Origin of the sequence: Streptomyces cavernae (assembly GCF_004023625.1) — a bacterium.
In the GTDB taxonomy this organism is placed as follows: domain Bacteria; phylum Actinomycetota; class Actinomycetes; order Streptomycetales; family Streptomycetaceae; genus Streptomyces; species Streptomyces cavernae.
Map to the genome: position 1 here is coordinate 1 of NZ_RPDJ01000057.1, position 17270 is coordinate 17270.

13 protein-coding genes and 1 pseudogene are annotated in these 17270 nt (G+C 69.6%); 10 read left to right on the forward strand and 4 right to left on the reverse strand.

Features of this window, described 5'->3' with window-relative positions; genetic code table 11:
• The 3 genes and pseudogenes from EF387_RS42245 to EF387_RS42255 all read right to left on the reverse strand — a co-directional run.
• Positions 1 to 260: pseudogene (locus tag EF387_RS42245) on the reverse strand (hypothetical protein); the annotation flags it as partial.
• A gap of 108 nt (positions 261 to 368) precedes the next feature.
• The gene (locus EF387_RS42250; protein ID WP_162467320.1) at positions 369 to 1853 is read right to left on the reverse strand and encodes an AAA family ATPase; all 1485 of its coding nucleotides are present in this window, start codon (positions 1851 to 1853) and stop codon (positions 369 to 371) included.
• Positions 1850 to 3094 carry a metallophosphoesterase family protein gene (locus EF387_RS42255; protein ID WP_128381916.1) on the reverse strand — a complete coding sequence of 415 codons (1245 nt, stop codon included), beginning with the start codon at positions 3092 to 3094 and terminating at the stop codon, positions 1850 to 1852. Before EF387_RS42255 ends, EF387_RS42250 begins: the two co-directional genes overlap by 4 nt.
• A gap of 431 nt (positions 3095 to 3525) precedes the next feature.
• Between EF387_RS42255 and EF387_RS42260 the strand changes: the two genes are divergently transcribed.
• Genes EF387_RS42260 through EF387_RS49565 form a run of 4 tightly spaced genes read left to right on the forward strand, consistent with a single transcriptional unit; the run spans position 3526 to position 8415 of the window.
• Entirely contained in the window at positions 3526 to 4365 is an 840-nt protein-coding gene (locus tag EF387_RS42260) for a hypothetical protein (RefSeq protein WP_128381917.1), read from the forward strand.
• 50 nt (positions 4366 to 4415) lie between these two features.
• Positions 4416 to 5558 (forward strand): hypothetical protein, encoded by a 1143-nt coding sequence (locus EF387_RS42265; RefSeq protein WP_202918546.1) that lies wholly within the window; start codon positions 4416 to 4418, stop codon positions 5556 to 5558.
• Positions 5555 to 7054 carry a hypothetical protein gene (locus EF387_RS42270; RefSeq protein ID WP_128381918.1) on the forward strand — a complete coding sequence of 500 codons (1500 nt, stop codon included), beginning with the start codon at positions 5555 to 5557 and terminating at the stop codon, positions 7052 to 7054. Before EF387_RS42265 ends, EF387_RS42270 begins: the two co-directional genes overlap by 4 nt.
• Positions 7051 to 8415: an AAA domain-containing protein gene (locus EF387_RS49565; RefSeq protein ID WP_202918547.1), complete on the forward strand. Its 1365-nt coding sequence runs from the start codon at positions 7051 to 7053 to the stop codon at positions 8413 to 8415. The genes EF387_RS42270 and EF387_RS49565 overlap by 4 nt, the downstream gene beginning before the upstream one ends.
• A gap of 43 nt (positions 8416 to 8458) precedes the next feature.
• On the opposite strand, the gene EF387_RS42280 is transcribed toward EF387_RS49565, so the two are convergent.
• A complete protein-coding gene (locus tag EF387_RS42280; RefSeq protein WP_128381919.1) occupies positions 8459 to 8857 on the reverse strand; it encodes a hypothetical protein in 399 nt (132 codons plus the stop codon).
• Between the two features lie 169 nt (positions 8858 to 9026).
• Between EF387_RS42280 and EF387_RS42285 the strand changes: the two genes are divergently transcribed.
• The 6 genes from EF387_RS42285 (at position 9027) to EF387_RS42310 (ending at position 17247) form a co-directional block, all read left to right on the forward strand.
• Positions 9027 to 10841: a hypothetical protein gene (locus tag EF387_RS42285; protein ID WP_128381920.1), complete on the forward strand. Its 1815-nt coding sequence runs from the start codon at positions 9027 to 9029 to the stop codon at positions 10839 to 10841.
• A gap of 15 nt (positions 10842 to 10856) precedes the next feature.
• Entirely contained in the window at positions 10857 to 12113 is a 1257-nt protein-coding gene (locus tag EF387_RS42290; RefSeq protein WP_128381921.1) for a hypothetical protein, read from the forward strand.
• 400 nt (positions 12114 to 12513) lie between these two features.
• Positions 12514 to 14409 (forward strand): KAP family P-loop NTPase fold protein, encoded by a 1896-nt coding sequence (locus EF387_RS42295; protein WP_128381922.1) that lies wholly within the window; start codon positions 12514 to 12516, stop codon positions 14407 to 14409.
• Positions 14409 to 15185: a hypothetical protein gene (locus tag EF387_RS42300; protein WP_128381923.1), complete on the forward strand. Its 777-nt coding sequence runs from the start codon at positions 14409 to 14411 to the stop codon at positions 15183 to 15185. Before EF387_RS42295 ends, EF387_RS42300 begins: the two co-directional genes overlap by 1 nt.
• A complete protein-coding gene (locus EF387_RS42305) occupies positions 15185 to 16477 on the forward strand; it encodes a 7-cyano-7-deazaguanine synthase (RefSeq protein WP_128381924.1) in 1293 nt (430 codons plus the stop codon). Before EF387_RS42300 ends, EF387_RS42305 begins: the two co-directional genes overlap by 1 nt.
• Positions 16474 to 17247 (forward strand): TatD family hydrolase, encoded by a 774-nt coding sequence (locus EF387_RS42310; protein WP_128381925.1) that lies wholly within the window; start codon positions 16474 to 16476, stop codon positions 17245 to 17247. The genes EF387_RS42305 and EF387_RS42310 overlap by 4 nt, the downstream gene beginning before the upstream one ends.
• Positions 17248 to 17270 lie beyond the last annotated feature (23 nt).

Here is a 17270-nt window from a genome sequence, read left to right on the forward strand (position 1 = left end):
GACTTCGGTTGCGCCGCCTGTCCGGGCGCCGAGCGCACGTCCGCGTCCCGCGGCCCGGGGGCGGCCTTCTCATCAGTGATGCCGCCGCCGTCCGGAGCCAAGACCGTGCCCACTCGCCTTCGAGCGATCACCCACTCCTGCCATACCAGCTCGGCCGCGGCCAACTCGGCCTGGATGCGATCGGCTTCCTCACGCAACCCGTCGACCCGACGACGAGCAGCGAGCTCGTGCTCTTCCAGCAGTCCGACGACCGACGGCATCCGCAACCTCCCGGGGAGCGACGACACAACACGCCACCACTCCCACCGATTCACCGGACCTATGCCTGACCAGCGAAAACACCGCCCTCAGATTCGGAACGACAACAGCTACTGAGCAAGCGCCTTGCCGTCCAACAGCGGCGGGGGAGTGAAGTCGCTGGGGACGGGCTGGGTGCACACCGTGCAGGCGTCCCCGGGCGCCAGACCGGCACCCGCCGCATGGGCCGCCTCCCTGCGCTGCAGTGCTGCGAGGTCGTCCTGGGCTGCTTCCAGAGCGCCGCGCAGTTTCTTCAGCTCGCTCTCCAGGTCGGCGCTGTGGCCGCGCTGTTCCTCCACCGTCTCGAGCGTCGTGCGCTGTGTCTGCAGATGCCCGGCCGCGGCGTTGGCCTCCTGCAGCGCTGCCCGGACGGCCTCCTGGATCTGGTCGGTGTGCGTGCGTGCCTCGCTCACCATGCGCTCGGCCTGGCCGGCGGCCTCGACGAGGGCCGCGGTGCGCTGCTCGTGCTCTTCCAGTTCCTGTCGTGCCTGCGTGTGCTCCTGTTCGTGCTCGTCGTGCTGAAGCTGCTCCTGCTTCAGCCGCTGTTCGACGGCGTCCAGGCCGGCTGCACGCTCCGGCAGGCGGGACAGGACAGCGAACGCGCTGGACAGGGATCGGAGCGTGTTACCGGCCTGTGCGGCCGTATCCAGGGCGCCCTGCGCCGCCTCCAGTTTCGCCGTCAGGTCGCGTCCGGTGGTCTCCTGTTCTACTGCCTCGGCATCGAGTTCCCTCTTCTTCCGCGCCAGCGCGGCCATCGTGATGCTCGCATCCGCAACAGCGCGCTCACGCAGCAGCCGCGCCGCTTTGTCCAAGCCAGTCTTGCGGTGCTTGTGCCCGACGGCCCGGCTCTGGGCCGCGCGCAGCGCATCCAGTCGCTCGCGCCGGCGGGCCGCGATACCCCGGGTGCGTTCCCGGTCCAGCAGCGCCTGGGAAGCGGCAGCATGAGGATCCGGCAGGAGAATCGCGCGGGCCCTGGTTCCCTCGGTGATCTGCGTATTCAGGCGCTCCAGTCGCACGCCGGCCCGCTTGCGTACACGCTCGAGCTCGTTGATGCCGAAGATGTGCCGCAGGATGTCAGCACGCATGGCCCTGGGGGCCTTGAGGAGGGCGTCGAACTTCCCCTGGCGCAGCAGGACCGTGCTGACAAAGCCCTCCCAGTCCAGCCCGATGATCCGGGTCACCGCCTGCGTCACCGCGGCCTTGCCGTCGACCCGCAAGTCGGCGCTGTCTTCGGCCAGGGACTCGAGCACGGCCTGCGGCCCCTTCTTGCCTTCCGCATGCAGGGTGCGGCGCACACTCCACTCGCGGCCGTTCGCCGAGAACTCGAACGCCACGTCCATGCTGGGGCATCCCTTGCCGATCAGCTCGTAGGCGGCCTTGGGGTCCTTGGACCACGAACACGTCCCGTACAGGGCGAAGATGATCGCCTCGAGGATGGTGGACTTGCCCACGCCGGTGTTGCCCAGGATGGCGAGCAGGCGCTTGCCGGTGAAGTCGATGCTGCAGGTGCCGGCGTAGCTGCGCACGCCCGTGAGGGTGAGCCGCAAGGGCTTCACGACGCCTCCTTCCAGGGATTTTCCAGCGCGGCGCGCAGCTGTTCCTCGGCCGGGACCGGGGTCAGCGTCTCGTCGTCGAGTTCGTTGAGCAGGTGGAGGAATGCGGTGACGGTCGACTCCGCGGCATCTGCGTCCACTCCCTCACTTGCCAGGTAGGCCCGGAACGCGTCGGGGAGTTCCGGCTCATCGCCCAGGTCACCGTCCAGGACAGCGCCGGCGGCCGCTTCCCGCGCCGGGGCCGCGTTGATGAGGATCGCGTTCGGGACGATCGCGGCGATCTTCTGGCTGAGGAGCCCGTCGGGCTCCTCGCCGGTGATCACCGGTTTGAGGAAGGTCCCGTCGTACTGGTCGGCCGCGGCCTTCAGCTCCTCGAGGGTTCCGGTGAAGTGGGTCAGCCGCCGGCCGCTGGAGAGCCGGCGCGGCAGCACCCGCACCGGCCGCCCCGGGTCGGCGTCGACGATCACGACGCTCTTGGTCTCGTCGGCTTCACCGAAGTCCATGGCAAGCGGACTGCCCGCGTAGCGGGCGGCGAACTTCAGGCCCTCGATGGCCTGCGGACGGTGGATGTGTCCGAGAGCGGCGTACGACACCACCGGGAGATCTTCGGGAGGGGTCTCGAAGGCCTCGTCCACGGCCCGTTCGCTCGGGGAGGTCCTGGCGCCTTTGACGAACACGTGGGCCGTGAACAGCAGGATGTCCCGGTCGGGGTCGTCCCCCTCGTGCAAGGCCTCCGTCAGTTCCCTCTGCAGGCCGCGCATCGCCTCGGCGTAGTCGGCATACGACGTGCCGGAGGTGGAATCGCGCCGCCAGAACCGGTTCGGGTGCACAAAGGGCAGGACAGCCAGCCGGATGCGCTGCTCACCGCCGCAGGCCTCGAAGGTCATCACGCCCCCGTCGTGTGCCGGGCGGAGCCGGTCGACGAAGAACAGGCCCCGGCCGCAGGAGGGACCGCTCATGAAGTGGAAGAACTCCAAGTAGTCGGGGGAGTCGTGGTTGCCGGCCACGACCACGGTGGGGGCGATGGCGGCGAGTTCGCGCAGGGCGCGCATGGCGCGGAACATGTCCCGGACGGTGGGACGGGAGGAGTGGAACAGATCACCGCTGTGGACGATCAGGTCCGGCTTGCTCTCCTGGGCGATGGCCACGATCTCGGCCAGGACGGCGTCGAAGTCCTCGTCGCGTGGATGCCCGTGCAGGATGTGGCCTAAATGCCAGTCGGAGGTGTGGAGCAGTCTGCTCATGCCTTCATGCGCCCTTCTGGAAGCGAGGCGTAGGGGGGCACCGGTGGTGCCTTATGAGCCCGGGACTGTACACCAAAATAACTGGAGCAAAACTGGGCGTCCCGAGTGACTGCTAGCATCCGGGCATGGACGAGCATCTGATCGCTCTCGAGAAGCGCATGCAACAGCTGCAGGAGGCGGTCCGGCAGGCGCTCACGCAACACGACACTTTCCAAGTACGCCTTCTAGGTGCGGAATTGACACGCACTCAACATGCCTGGGATGTTCTGTGCGGGCTCAGTGGCGCCCCGGACGCGGTCCGGCCGGAGCCCGCGCCGACGGTCACCGAACCCCACCGGGACGCACCCTACGTGACCGGCTCGCCCACGTGCTGCTCTTCGCAAATACCTGGAGTAAAACTGGAAACCCCGAGTGACTGCTAGCATGCGGGCATGGACGAGCATCTGGTCGCACTCGAGAAGCGCATGCAACAGCTGCAAGAGGCGCTCCGGCAGGCGCTCACACAACACGACAGCGCCCAAGTGAACGTCCTGGGCGAGGAGCTGACACGCACCCGGCACGCCTGGAACGTGCTGTGCGGGCTCAGCGATGTCCCGGACACGGCCCAGCCGGAGGTCCAGCCAGAGGCCCGGCCGGAGCCCGCGCTGGCAGTCGTCGAGCCGAACCAGGGCGTGCCCGTACGCGACCAGGTCCACCAGGCGCTCGCCCTCCTCACCGTCCCCGCCTCGCCCAAACTGCTCAGCCAGGTCCACGAGGCGTTCTTCTCCAGCCCGCTGAACACGGCACGCATGACCACCCTGCGCCGCGACGAGGAACGCTCCTTCCGCTCCGCCCCCTATGGCCGCGCCTACTACATCTGCCCCGCGCTGACCTCCGACCTGCTCTCACCGGCCCGCGCGCTGCTCGCCCTGAGCACCTGGCCACTGGAGCAGCGCCTGGTGGGACCGCTCACCCAGCGCGTCCACTTCCTCACCTCGGCCCTGCGTCTCGCGGACGCCGCCGAACACCTCGCCGGCGAGGCCGGGATGCCGCAGCCCGTCCAGCAACTCCTGCTGCACTACAGCCGCAACATCCACGGCGACACCCCCCGGGGCCCGCTCGACCTGGACGCGCTGCGCCGGGCCGCCGCAGCGGAACTGGAGATCCACGCCGACAACGACGCCGACACCCGCGCCGAAGCGGCCCAGCGCGCACGTCAGCAACTCGGCGACGCGGAGCAGATCTTCGGCAATATCCTGCGCAACACCGCCCGCATGCACCGTACTTCGTAAACCCACCCCTGCAACCAGCACGGCTGTGCCCTGTCCCGCCAAGGAAAACAGTGAGCTCGCTCGACGCACGACTGGGCGTATTACGCGGAACCACCCCGCCCATCCCGCACAACGCACGCACCCTGGCCGCACTGACCGCCAACCCGAGCTGCGACCGCCGCTCCCTGCTGGACGCGGCCGGCATCGACAAAGACGCCCTCGCCGCCCATCTGGACCTCCCGCGGCCGCTGAGAAAATCCCAGCTCGCCCTCGACTACGGCATCGCCTTCGAACGCAAGGTCACCGCCCAGGCCGGAGCCCCCCTGGTGCCGCTGCTCCGCCAAGCCCTGGGCCTGACCCTGCCCGAGGTGTCCTACGAGGACGTCAACAGCGTCGGCAGCGATGACGACAAGTCTTCCCCGCAGCTACGCCACGCCCGCACCCGCTCCCTCATCCTCAGCGCAGCACACCGCAGGTCGGACCCTCGCACCCTGCTCGACCACCCCGTACTGCGTCTGACCGTCGCCGGCCACCAGGCCTACCTCGAGCCCGACGTCCTCGCCTTCCAGCGCGACGGCGTCTTCCACGTCGTCGAGATCAAATCCTTCCCCGTCATCCACGGACAGCCCGACCCCATCAAGGCCACCGCAGCGCTGACCCAGGCCGCCGCCTACGTCCTGGCCCTGCGGGAACTCCTCGCCGACGACGGCCTCCCACCAGACCGCGTCTCCGACACCGTGATCCTGGTCAACCCGCGCAACTTCACCCGCCACCCCACCGCCACGCCCTTCAGCGCCCACAAGCAGATCAAGAACCTGAGCCGCCACCTCGGCAGACTCAGGCGCCTGCCCGAACTGCTGGACAAGCTTCCCCCAGCCACCACCTTCGACCTGGCGCCCGGCCCCGACCAGAAACCGACCCGGCCCCGCAATGAACTCGTTGCCGCACTCGCCACCGTGCGGCCGCACTACACCCCCGGCTGCCGCCACCACTGCGACCTGGCCTTCCACTGCCGCACCGAGGCCCGCAACCAGGGCAGGACCGCCGCCCTGGGCACCGCAGTCCGCGACGACCTCGCGGGAATCGACACCATCGCCACAGCCCTGGACCTCACCGACGGACGCATGCACCCCTCACGGGACAAGCAAGACATCACCCAGGCCCTGCGCCACGCACAGCGCATCCACGCAGACCTCCAGCAGGACACCGCATGATCCAGCTCACCTCACTCCTGCGGATGCGCGCCGCCCACACCGGCAACGTCCAACGTGCCAGCCAGCTGCGCCACCTCCACCTCAGCGACCAGCCGCTGATGCTGCTGGCGCTGAAGCAAACCGGCCCCGCCGCACGACCGCTGGCCGTCATGCTGGGCACCGACCCGCACCGCCCCCGACTCCTGCTCGCGCCGCCGTCAGGCAGCACCGCCCCCATGCTCTCCGCCCTGGCAGACGCCGTCACCGCCTACATCGACGCCTGCCAGCGGCACCGCGAGCACCTGCCCGCCACCTCCAACAAGCCGGCACGCTGGCGCTACACCGACGCCCCCCAGATCCTCGTGCCCAACCCCCAGACCGTGCAGCACCTGAAAGACCTCGGAGACGACCTGAGGTTCCGCAGCGTCGACGAGAGTCCCGGCTCCCGGGCCGTCCAGCGCCTGGGACACTGGCTCACCTATCTCACCGACCGCGCCGATCTCCCCGGCTCAGCCGCCCTCATCCCCATGACCAGCTTCCTCGGCATGCACTGGGTCAGCGGCCAAAGCCCCCAGGAGGACGAGGACCTGGCCACCCTGCTGGCCTGGATCGACCCGCCCCGCCACGCAGCCTCGGGACGCGACGCCGCACACACGGCAGAAGACCCGGCCACCCACCGCCCGGCGGGACCAGCCACCGACGCCGCCTTCGACAACGACCACCTGGCGCCCCTGTTCGACGCCTACGCCCGCGCCCGGCGCCGGGCCCTGGGTCTGGAGCAGACCCGCACCCTGCAAGAACTCGACCGCCTGCTGGCCACCTACCTGCAGCCCACCTGGGATTTGATGTGGCAGGCCTACACGCTCCTGCAAGCCCTCCCCGAAGCCAAGGGCACCGCACGCCGCTGGGACCACGAACGCACCGCATTCACCGACGAATGCACCTACCTGACCCAGGACGGACGCCCCCGGCCGGCCCGCGACAACGCCGTCGCCGCCGCCGTCCGCCTGGCCTGCATGGAACACGCAGCCGCCGCCTTCGCCGCCGGACGCACCGCCGGCGACCCCTTCGTACGGGCAGAACTGCGTACCACCGGCAAAGCCTTCGGCGGCCCTGTCACCACCATCGACCCGGAGCACACCCTGCACGGACCCAGCGGGCGAACCCAATGGCGGCCCCGGCTCACCGTGTTCACTTCGGACCCCGTGCTCATGGAACCCGGCCAGCTCCTGGCCTGCCATACCCACCCCAGCGCCCGATACAAGATCTGCGAGGTCACTCCGGGCGACGGCGACACCCTCGTCGGACTCGAGATCACCGCCGGCATGGGCACCATGGACCGCCCCAACCACGCCGTCCTGCCCGACGCCGGAGCCTTCCTCGTGTTCACCATCGCACCCGCCCCCTACCGGATGCCGGAATTCCCCGCACGAGACCAGACACCCTGGACCCACGGCGGGCCTCCTGCCGGCCAGCCGTACCACAGCGACGAGGACGAGGGCGAGGAAGAACAGTGACACCGCCCCACCGGCCATCGCCGCAGCAGCAGATGGACCAGGCCGCCCGCGCCATCCTGGAGCAACTGCCCACGCTCACCCACCGTGGACTCGTCGTGGACTCCCCGCCCGGCGCCGGAAAATCCACCCTGGTCGCCCGAGCCGCCGATGCCCTCGCCCGATCCAGCACTCCCTGCGCCGTCATCGCCCAGACCAACAGCCAGGTCGACCACCTCGTGCGGCGATTCGCCCGGCGCCACCCGCACCTGAAAACCGCCCGGCTCACCGCGACGGATTACACAGTCCCGCACGACCTGCAGGCACATCCCGGCCTCCGGATCGGCACCCGCATCGAAGCCCTCGAAAAGAGGGCCGACGTCATCGTGGGAACCGCCAGGAAATGGGCCACGGTCACCGACCGCCGATGGCCATGGGCGATCATCGACGAGGCCTACCAGATGCGCTCCGACACGCTTTTGTGGACCGCCGGCCTCTTCGACCGGGTCCTCTTCGTCGGAGACCCCGGCCAACTCGACCCCTTCTCCGAGGCCAAAACCGACCGCTTCCGAGGCCTGTCCCACGACCCCATGAACAGCGCGGTCGCCGTCCTGCTCGCCAACAACCGCGACCTGCCCGTCCACTCCCTGCCCGTGTCCTGGCGCCTGCCGCCCTCAGCCGTCCCCCCGATCAGCAACGCCTTCTACCCCTCCACGCCCTTCCACGCCGGAAGCCGTGAAGCCGACCGCGCCCTCACGTTCTCCCCTCTCGACATCCGCACCCCCACCGACGAGGTCATCGAACACGCCGCCCGAACCGGATGGGCACTGTTCGAACTACCAGCCCGTATCACCGGCCAGCGCGACGCCGAAGCCGTCCAGGCCGTCCTCGGCATCGCCGAGCGGCTGCTGGCCCGTCAGGCCGTCACTGCCTGCGAGGAAGACCCCGAAGGCCACGTCCTGATGCCGGGGGACATCGCCATCGGCACTGCCCACCGCAGCCAGGTCCACGACATCCGCGCGCTCCTGACCTGTCACTACCCCCGACTCCACGGCATCACCGTCGACACCGCCAACCGACTCCAAGGCTGCGAATTCCGCGTCACCATCGTCCTGCACCCCCTCTCCGGCCGCGGCGACGCCTCCGCCTTCCACCTGGAAGCCGGCCGCCTGTGCGTCCTCACCTCACGCCACCGCCACGCCTGCATCGTCGTGGCACGCGCCGGCATCGCCGAACTCCTCGACGCCCACCCCTCCAACGACCCCGCATACCCCGGAGCCGCCTCCAAGGTTGCCGACGGCTGGGAGGCCAACCACGCAGTCCTCGCCCACCTGGCCGAGCACACCGTCCACGCCCGGGCACGGCCCGGCCGCCGACGCGGATGAGCGGCTCGTGGCCCGCCCCTGCAACGCGCGCATCGGCCTGCCCTCACCCGCGGTCGCGCACCACACCACAAACGATCATGATGCGATGTGCCGACCACGCGCTATGGCAGGTGCCGCATACGGTCTTGCGCCATCCCCCTGGCCAGTCGTCGCGGGTGCGGATACAACCGGGTGTGCCGCAGAACTCACAGGTGCGCTCCGCCTCCTCCTCGGCCGGGGCGATCAGGCTCCTTAGGGTGTCGCCGCTGCCCGGCGGCCCTTCCACGTAGACGCGCAGACCGCCGAGTTTCTCCTTGAGATCGAGGAGACGGTAGCCGGGAAAGGCCGCGCGGATCTGTTCATGCAGACGCTCCAGCAAATGTCGCCAGCCCGGCCCCACTGCGTGGATCCGCGCGGGGATCTGTACTGGGCGCGCATCAGGGGCAGCGGGGTCGTCAGCCATGGCACCATCCTCGCGCACCGCGCGTTGCCGAGGCTCAGCCCACGAGGGGTGCCAGTACATGACGCGCATGAGCACTCAGCACCGCAGACGCGTGCACGGCCCCGGGATGTCAGTGGGGTACCGGACACTGGTCGTGCGTAACTGCGGCAGGGAGACCGGGGGGAACGACGTGAGTGACGATGCCGTCCAGCTCGAGAAGCGTATCCGCTTCGCCTTGGGCACCCTCGGCGAGAGCAACAGCCACCACGAGTTCGAGGCCCTGTGCCTGGGCCTGGCCCGCCGCAGGATCACCAGCAATCTGCTGCCGGCGACCGGCCCCGTCAGCAGTGGCGGGGATCAGGGCCGGGACGCCGAAAGCCACTGGAGCGACATCCCCCGGGAGCTGCCCGGCACGTCCCTGTTCGCGTCGCTGGCCTCCACCCAGCGGGTGGTGATGGCCTGCACCATCCAAAGCACCGACATCCCCGGCAAGATCCGAAAGGACCTGGCATCGATCTGCGGGCAGGGCACCCCCGTTGACCGCGTCATCTACTTCACGGTGACCGCCGTGCCCACCGGGAAGCGGCACGACCTGATCGACGAAGCCGCCCGGACCCATCAGGTCGACCTGGAGATCTGGGACGCGGCCGCCCTCGCCCTCCACCTCGCCGACTACGACCTGTTCTACCTCGCCGTCCAATACCTCCACCTGCCCTCCGACCTCGCTCCACTGCGCCCGGACGGAGCCGGCGAACTGCCCGACTGGTACGTCGAAGCCCGTCGGCGATGGCAGGCCAACGACGAGCCGGCCCGCACCCTGGGCGACCTGGTGGACCTGCGGGGCCCGCTGCGCCACGCCACCTTCCACGACGAGGCGAGAACCGACCTGCCGGAATGGATCGGCCACGCACGTGCCCTGCTGGCCGCCGCGGCGGGGGAGCACATCGCTCTGCGGGCCCGCTACGAGATCGTCGTGGCAACCCTGCGCGGCCTCGGCGACATGCGCCCGGCGGACCAGCTGGCCCGCGACTTCTTCGACACCGTCACCGCCGACGACACCCTCACCGACCCAGGAATCCTCGAGGACGCCGTCGTGCTCCTCGGATACGGATTCGGGGCGCTGTTGCGCAATCTCACCGTGCTGACCGCAGACGACCTGTGCGGCTGGCAGCGCCTGTTGGCCGACAAGACCGACCGCCTGCTGGACGCAGGCCCGCCCGCCAACGCCATGGCCCATCTGCTGGCCATGCGGGCCCGCCTGGCCCTGCACACCGACATAACCGCCGACCTCGAATCCGTGCCCGAGGACCTGCCGACCGTCGCGGAGGTCACTGCAGCCGTCCTCGAAGCGGTGGAAGCCGGTGAACCAGTACCTGCTCTCCAGACGCGGCCGCCGCTCACGGACCTCGACACCGCCATGAACATCCTGCTCCGACTGGGCCACCACCTGGACAACGCGCCGCTGTTCCCCATCGAGCACACCGCCGACCTCTTCGACTACCTCACCCCCGTACTGGTGGACCACCCGCTCTACCGGGAGGTCCGTGACCTGCTCGATCAGGCAACCGACCGGGTCACCGGCCAGACCGCACGCGGCGAACGCGCCCAGTCCCGGGGCCACGCCCTGATCAAGAGCGGCCGCATCCCGCAAGCACTCCAGGAGATCCACGAAGCCAAGGCCAACTGGCTGCGCGGCGACAGCCTCGAGGGCGGCCTGATCATGCTGCTGCTGTGCGCGCGCCTCTACAGCGAACTCGGCCTGCCCATCGCCGCCAAGCAGTACGCGCTCGCAGCCGCCACCGCCGCAAAGTCCGCGCCCGCCCCCGAACTCAGCCGCTTCGTCCCCCGCGGCATCATCCACGCCGCCCGCTACGACCGCCAGGCCGGAAACTGGATCTCCGCCACCCGCCTGTTCTGCATCGGCCTCATGGCACAGAACGCCTACTGCGACGAGCCGTACAACCACGAACGCTACCCCTACGTCTGGGACATGATGACCGACTAGGCGCTCACCCTTCGCGTGGCCGGCGCGGTGCGGCCCGGCTTCGTCCCCCTGCTCCGCACGATCACCGCCTCGGTGGGCATCGACACCGTCATCGACGAGATACTCGCCCCGACCGCCGACGTCCCCACCACAACCGAAGAGACGTACGCCGAGGAGGCCGACACCCACGGTGTGGGACGGCCCTTCAGCGACGTCGGCCCCACACGCCGCTATGCCTGGAGCGCGCTCGGCGTCGACTGGGAGATCACCTGCCCGAACGACCGGCTGTCGGTGCTGGCCGCGGAACGCTACACCGCAGCACTCCAGGTGTTCCTCGGTGAACTCGCCGTAGGAGATCCGCTGTTCCTGCCCGGCAGCCTGAGCGTCGAGATCCGCGCAGACGCCACCCTGCCCCACGACCAGCCCGCCGTCTGCGACCAGAGCACCGACCGGGACACCAACCGGTGGAGGCTGCGCCTGCCCACAACCGCCCCCGCGGACCTGGAAACAGAACCGTCCCGTCTGCTCACCGCCCTGGTCAAGGTGGTGCTCTCCCAGTCGCTGCTCTCCGACGAGGCATTCATGCACCTCGTCGAGCAGGCGCTCGCCGACGGCCTCTGGCACAAGCTCTTCGTCGGCCGCCCCTACGACGAACTGGCCGACTTCCTGAGAGCCGACGACTACCAGACGATGGCTGCGCTCGCCGCCCCGGCCGTCGGAGCAGGCACGCCGCGCGGCCAGGCGAAACCGGCTGCCCTGCCGGCCCGCACCGGGCCTGGGCCCGGCTACGAGCACGAGACAGCCCTCGACACCGTCCGCAACCGCTATGCGGTCATGCTCCCCATCGTGCGCTACACCCTTCCCCGCCTGGTCGAGGACCCCGGCTTCCGGCGTACAGCCACGCAGTTGAGGAAGGAAGGGTGGCGTGACTGGCACCTGCTGACCGCCATCGCCAACGCCGCCGGAAACCATCGCGCCCAGCAGCAGGGCCTGCGCCCCTCTCCGGGCGATTCCCCGGAACACCGAGCTCGCATCCTCGCCGCGATGCAGGCCCCCGAGCACCCCGACGACCCGCCTGTTCCTGCCCAGGCATTCACCGAACATGCCCTGCGCTCACACCTGTCCGTGGCTGCGGTGAGCACCGCGCGCGGCCTCGGCCTCGCCATCCGCCCCGGCCGGCTCGACCCTCAGGCACTGCTGTCGGTGCTCGGCGACCGGTACGGCTACTGGACGGACGACATCGAGCACACGGACCCGTTCGGCTGGCCGGCCGCGCAGGACCACACGATCTGACCGGCCAGTGCGTGTGCGCAGGTACGGCGCACCGCCCCCGCCCCTCCGAGAAGCTGGTGCTGTCCTCCAACGCCGCGGGCGTGTGCTGTCGGTCGCCTCGAGGGCGGCCCGTGAGGTCCTCCAGGGAGCACGCCGCACCGCCGCGACAGGGCGTGTGATGGCGCGTGCCGTTTCCATGCCGGGGGAGTGCCGCCGGGGCAGGCGCTGGGATGCACGTGAGGATGGGGCCGAAGGTCTTGGTGCCCCGGCGGGGTGCCGGTAACGAGTGCCTCTGTGGCTGTTGTTGAGAGGGATTCGAGGGTTATCGTGTGCGTTCGCTGCACATTCGGGAACAGTCGGGTGCGTGGTGATTTGGCACGATGGCTGACTGCGACGAAGAGGTCGCAGGCTGGGGGACGGCGTGAACGATGTGTCTTCACGGCTGTGGTCGGACGAGCCGACACGCCTGGATCTGCTGTCCTTCGACGCGGTGGCCAAGACTGTGGTCCAGGCCGCCCTCGACGACGCCCTTGATCCGGTGACCGTGGGGGTGTCGGGCGCCTGGGGGAGCGGCAAGACCACGGTGCTCCGCCTGATCGAGGATGCGCTTGCCCCGCAGCCCCCCGAGACGGACGCGACCGTTCTCGTGATCAGTACGGACCCGTGGCGCTACGACCCTGGGGTCGGCGCCAAGGAAACCCTGATCAGCGAGGTGCTCACAGCCGTTGCTGCCGAACTCGCCAGAAGAGAAGAACCGGACCAGCCCCCGAGCCGCACCAGGGTGCTACTGGCCAAGCTGAGGAAGCGGGTCGACTGGGCCAAAGCGCTCCAACTGGCGGCGAAGACGTCGCTGACCCTGCAGCTGCCGTCCGTCGACGATCTCACCAACCTGATCAACACGGAGCCGGACAACCAGGACGCCGACGCAACAGACCCTCCTTCACGAGGGCTTGAGGAGTTCCGCAGCGAGTTCCGCACACTGATGGAGTCTGCGGAGCTCAGCCATCTCAGGCGGGTGGTCGTGCTCGTCGACGATCTCGATCGCTGCCTGCCCGAAACGGTCGTGGACACGCTGGAGACCATCCGGCTGTTTCTGGCGGTGCCGAAGATGGCGTTCGTCGTCGCCGCCGACGAGCGCCGGGTGGCCGATGCTCTGCGGGTCCGCTTCCCCGATCCCGGCAACGGACAACAAGGTGCAGGCGAGCGGTACTTCGAGGAACCCGCCAGCCTCTACCTGCACAAGATCGTGCAGACCACGGTGCCGCTGCCCACCCTGAGCCGCTTCGACACCGAGGCATTCCTCGTCCTGCTGCAACTCTCCCAGCGCCTGCTCGTCGAGGAGCTCACCCCCTACATCGACGCCTGCGTACACCTGCGCAGACAGAAGGGCCTGCTGGACGACCTGGCCGCGGCCGTGGACGGCAGTGACATCTCCGCCGAACTGGCCTTTGCCTCACGGATGACGCCGATCCTCTACGAGAAGCTCCAGGGCAGCCCCCGCCGCATCAAACGCTTCCTCAACGACCTGCGGGTACGCCAGTCCGTCGCCGGTCATCGCGGCATCGTTCTCGAACCGGACATCGTGGCCAAGCTCATGGTGCTGGAGAAGCTTCTGCCCGACGCCTTCACCACCGTCCTGGGCTGGCTGGCCCGCGGCGAACTGCGTTCCCGTATGACCAAGCTGGAGGCAGCCGCCGGCCGGCCCACGCCGCAGCCCTCCACACCCGATGACGCCGGATCCCCGGAGGAAGAGCAGAACCCGGCGCCGGATGCGGGCGAGACCGAGCCGGTGGCCTTCGAGGATGAACTGATCCGATGGGCCAAACTCCCCCCAGGCCTCGACACCTTGGACCTGGCCCCCTATCTCTACCTGGCGGCAGCGTTCTCGGGCGAGCAACTCCTCGACGCCGGGCTGCCGGGCAGGTTGCGAGACATCGCGGCCAATCTGCTGTCCACGGTGCGCTTTGACCAACGCCGGGTGACCGACGCCGACATCACCGCGCTCGGTGAGGACGACGCCCTGAGCCTGGTCGAGTACCTCGGCCGGGCAGGCCGGGACCGTCCGGCCGAACAGACCGCAGCCGTGCGCAGCCTGGTCCGCATCGCCACCGCCTACCCGGCCACCACCGATCGGGCCGCCCGCCTCCTGCAGTCCATCCCGGCCGGTGAACTGGAACCGGCCACCATCCTGGCCCTCCCGGCCACCGCCCCCGCCTTCCGCAGCGTGCTGGAGCACTGGAAGAGTCACGCCCCGGCCGACCCGGACCGGATCAGGCGCACCCTGGGAATGGCCCTGGGCCCAGGAAGCCGTCCCTGATGGGCACCAAAGGCTCCTACACAGGAAACGGCACACCGGCCAGCAAGCAACTGCAGACCAACGTCACGCAGTGGCTCGACGCCCTGGCTGGCTCCGGCCCCGGCGCGCCCCCACAACACCTCAGCCCGGATCAACTGCTGCCTGCCCTCGGTCTGTTCAGGCCCTCCGGCGGGCACGCAGACGGCCCCGGCGGCGGAATAGGCGGCGGAGGGGCCGGCGGTGGGGGCCGCGCCGGGGGAGGAGCACAGCGCACCATCGCCCAGTCCTCCCGTACGGCGGGCCGTGCGGCGGCCGCGGCCTACGCCTACCGCACCGGCAACGTGCAGGCGCTGCAGGAATTCGGCCTCAACTACGCGGAACTGCAGGCCGCAGCCGGCGACCCGATCGACTGGACCCGCCGGATCGTGGACGCGGCATGCGGACCGCTCGCCGACGGCACCATCGAGGACCAGGAACGCCGCTTTGTCGCCAGCGAGGTGGCCCAGTGGGTCCTGGAAGCCGGCACCGACAGCACACCCCCCAGCCCCGAGGAGGTCGTCCGGGAAACCCTGGCACTGATCATCTTCGAGGCGGTCATCGGTGAGACCGCAGCGGGGATGAACGACGGCTCCCGCCCCGCCTGGGCCACCGCCGACGGCGAACGCCAACTGCGCGAGACCGCACGCGCCCTGGCCGACCGGGCCTCCCTCACGATCACCGGCCCCAGCACCCCTGAGATCACCCGAGCCGTCGAAGAGGGCATCGGCGCGATGCGGTCCATCTGGATGGAGCCCTGATGCCCGCCTACACCCTGCACCTGGACGCCGCGGACCCCTCACGACCCGAGCCCGCCGGCCTCACCCCGTTCTGGTGGCCCCCCGGCCCGGGCGGCTCCTTCGTCTCCACCCTCGGACCACGCCTGGGAGTACTGGGCCCCGTCCCCGAGCCCAACATCGAACTGGTCCGCCTGGCCGCCCTGGTCTATGCCGCTGACCGCACCACACCCCGCCGCGCAGCCCGCTCCAACTGGACACAACGCACCTTCGAACTGGACGTACCCGTCTACGCCCCGGCCCGCTGGGACGCGCTTGGCGAACGGCTCGAAGCCCTCCTGGGATTCCTGTCCGGCGACCGGTGGTCGATCCGCTTCCGCCGCGCCGACGCCCCGCAAGAAACGGTCCGCGACACACCGTATCCCGGGGTGCGGCGCGTGGTCCTGCTCAGTGGCGGCGCCGACTCGGCGATCGGCGCCCTGCTTTCCCGCCACGACGTCGGCCCGGGCCAGCATCTGCTGCTCTCCCACGTCGGCGCCACCACCCTCGCGCCGATCCAGCGGAACATCGCCGCCGACATCGCCCGCCTCATCGACGGACCCCCGCAGTTCCATCAGGCCCTGCGGTTCTCTCGCAAAAGCCGTCAGCCCACCGGGGCGAAACTGCCCAACGAGTACTCCACTCGCACCCGTTCGCTGCTCTTCCTCGCCCTGGGCCTTGCTGCCGCAGCGGTGGAGAAGGTACCGCTGTGGATCCCGGAGAACGGCTTCGCCTCCCTCAACGTGCCGCTCACCGCCAACCAGCGCGGTGCCCTATCCACCCGCACCACCCACCCCTTCTTCCTGCAGACCCTGGCTGCCATCGTCAGCGACGCCGGCGCCCACGCCGTCATCCACAACCCCTTTGCCACCCACACCAAAGGCGAGATGTTCACCCAGGCCGCCGAACTGGTCGGCACCGCCCCGGCCGCCCGGCTGCTCAGCCGCACCCACTCCTGCGCCCACACCGGACATCGCAGCCACCGCATCCCCGTGGGGACCCACTGCGGAGTGTGCTTCGGCTGCCTGCTGCGCCGGGCCTCCTTCCGCGCGGCACAGCTTGAGGACTCGACCGACTACCTCCACACCCGCCACGACGAGAAACTGAGCACCTACCTGCACAGCAAGTCGGTCGAACCATCACTGCGCACCTTTCTCACCCGCGGCCTGCGCCCAGCCGACATCACCACCCTGAACCTGCCCGCCGACTACCCCACCCGCCAGGCCTACGAGCTGTGCAGGCGGGGCATCGCGGAACTGGAGCTGCTGTACCCATGAGGACGAGCGCACTGCCGCCGCTGGACCTGCACGCGCACATCAACACCAGCATTCCGGCCGACGACCTCGCCGGCCTGGGCGCAGTCGTCTTCGCCGCCACCCGCTCCCTGACCGAGGCTGCCCGAGCCGTCCAGCGGCACGACGAGCGGATCATCTGGGGAGTCGGTATCCACCCCGGTCTCGCCCGCAGCCACACCGGCTTCGCCCTCGACACCTTCACCCAGCTGATCGACCACACCCCCCTGGTCAGCGAGATCGGGCTCGACGGCAAGAGCCGCGTCCCGATGGACCGCCAACAGGCCACCCTCCGTCGGGTCCTCGACGTCCTCGCCCACACCCCTCGCATCGCCAGCATCCACAGCTACGCCGCCTGTGAGCAGGTCCTCGACGAACTGGAACAGGCCCCGACCCCCGGCAGGGTCCTCCACTGGTGGCTCGGCGACCCCACTTTGACTGCCCGTGCCGTCAGCCTCGGCTGCTACTTCTCCCTCAACGCTTCCGCCGTACGCAAGACCGCACTGCTGGAAGCCATCCCACTTGACCGCGTCCTGACCGAGACCGACCACCCCTTCGGTGACCGCAGCTCCGACCAACCATTGCCCGGCAACGTCGCCTTCGTGGAGCAGGCACTCGCACGCCACCACCGGACGACACTCGAGGGCATCCGCCAGACCATGTGGCGCAACTTGGCCAACATTGTGCGCGATACCCGTTGCGCAGCTCAGCTCAGCCGACGCGTCCGCTCTCACCTCGCTTCACTTCCGCCGTGATGAGCCCAACGCGTGCCGCTCGA

Coding starts and splice junctions, on each gene's coding strand:
- EF387_RS42255 (WP_128381916.1), bottom strand. CDS start 3,094: ATGAGCAGACTGCTCCACACCTCCGACTGGCATTTAGGCCACATCCTG.
- EF387_RS42280 (WP_128381919.1), bottom strand. CDS start 8,857: ATGGCTGACGACCCCGCTGCCCCTGATGCGCGCCCAGTACAGATCCCC.
- EF387_RS42310 (WP_128381925.1), top strand. CDS start 16,474: ATGAGGACGAGCGCACTGCCGCCGCTGGACCTGCACGCGCACATCAAC.
- EF387_RS42260 (WP_128381917.1), top strand. CDS start 3,526: ATGGACGAGCATCTGGTCGCACTCGAGAAGCGCATGCAACAGCTGCAA.
- EF387_RS42305 (WP_128381924.1), top strand. CDS start 15,185: ATGCCCGCCTACACCCTGCACCTGGACGCCGCGGACCCCTCACGACCC.
- EF387_RS42270 (WP_128381918.1), top strand. CDS start 5,555: ATGATCCAGCTCACCTCACTCCTGCGGATGCGCGCCGCCCACACCGGC.
- EF387_RS42300 (WP_128381923.1), top strand. CDS start 14,409: ATGGGCACCAAAGGCTCCTACACAGGAAACGGCACACCGGCCAGCAAG.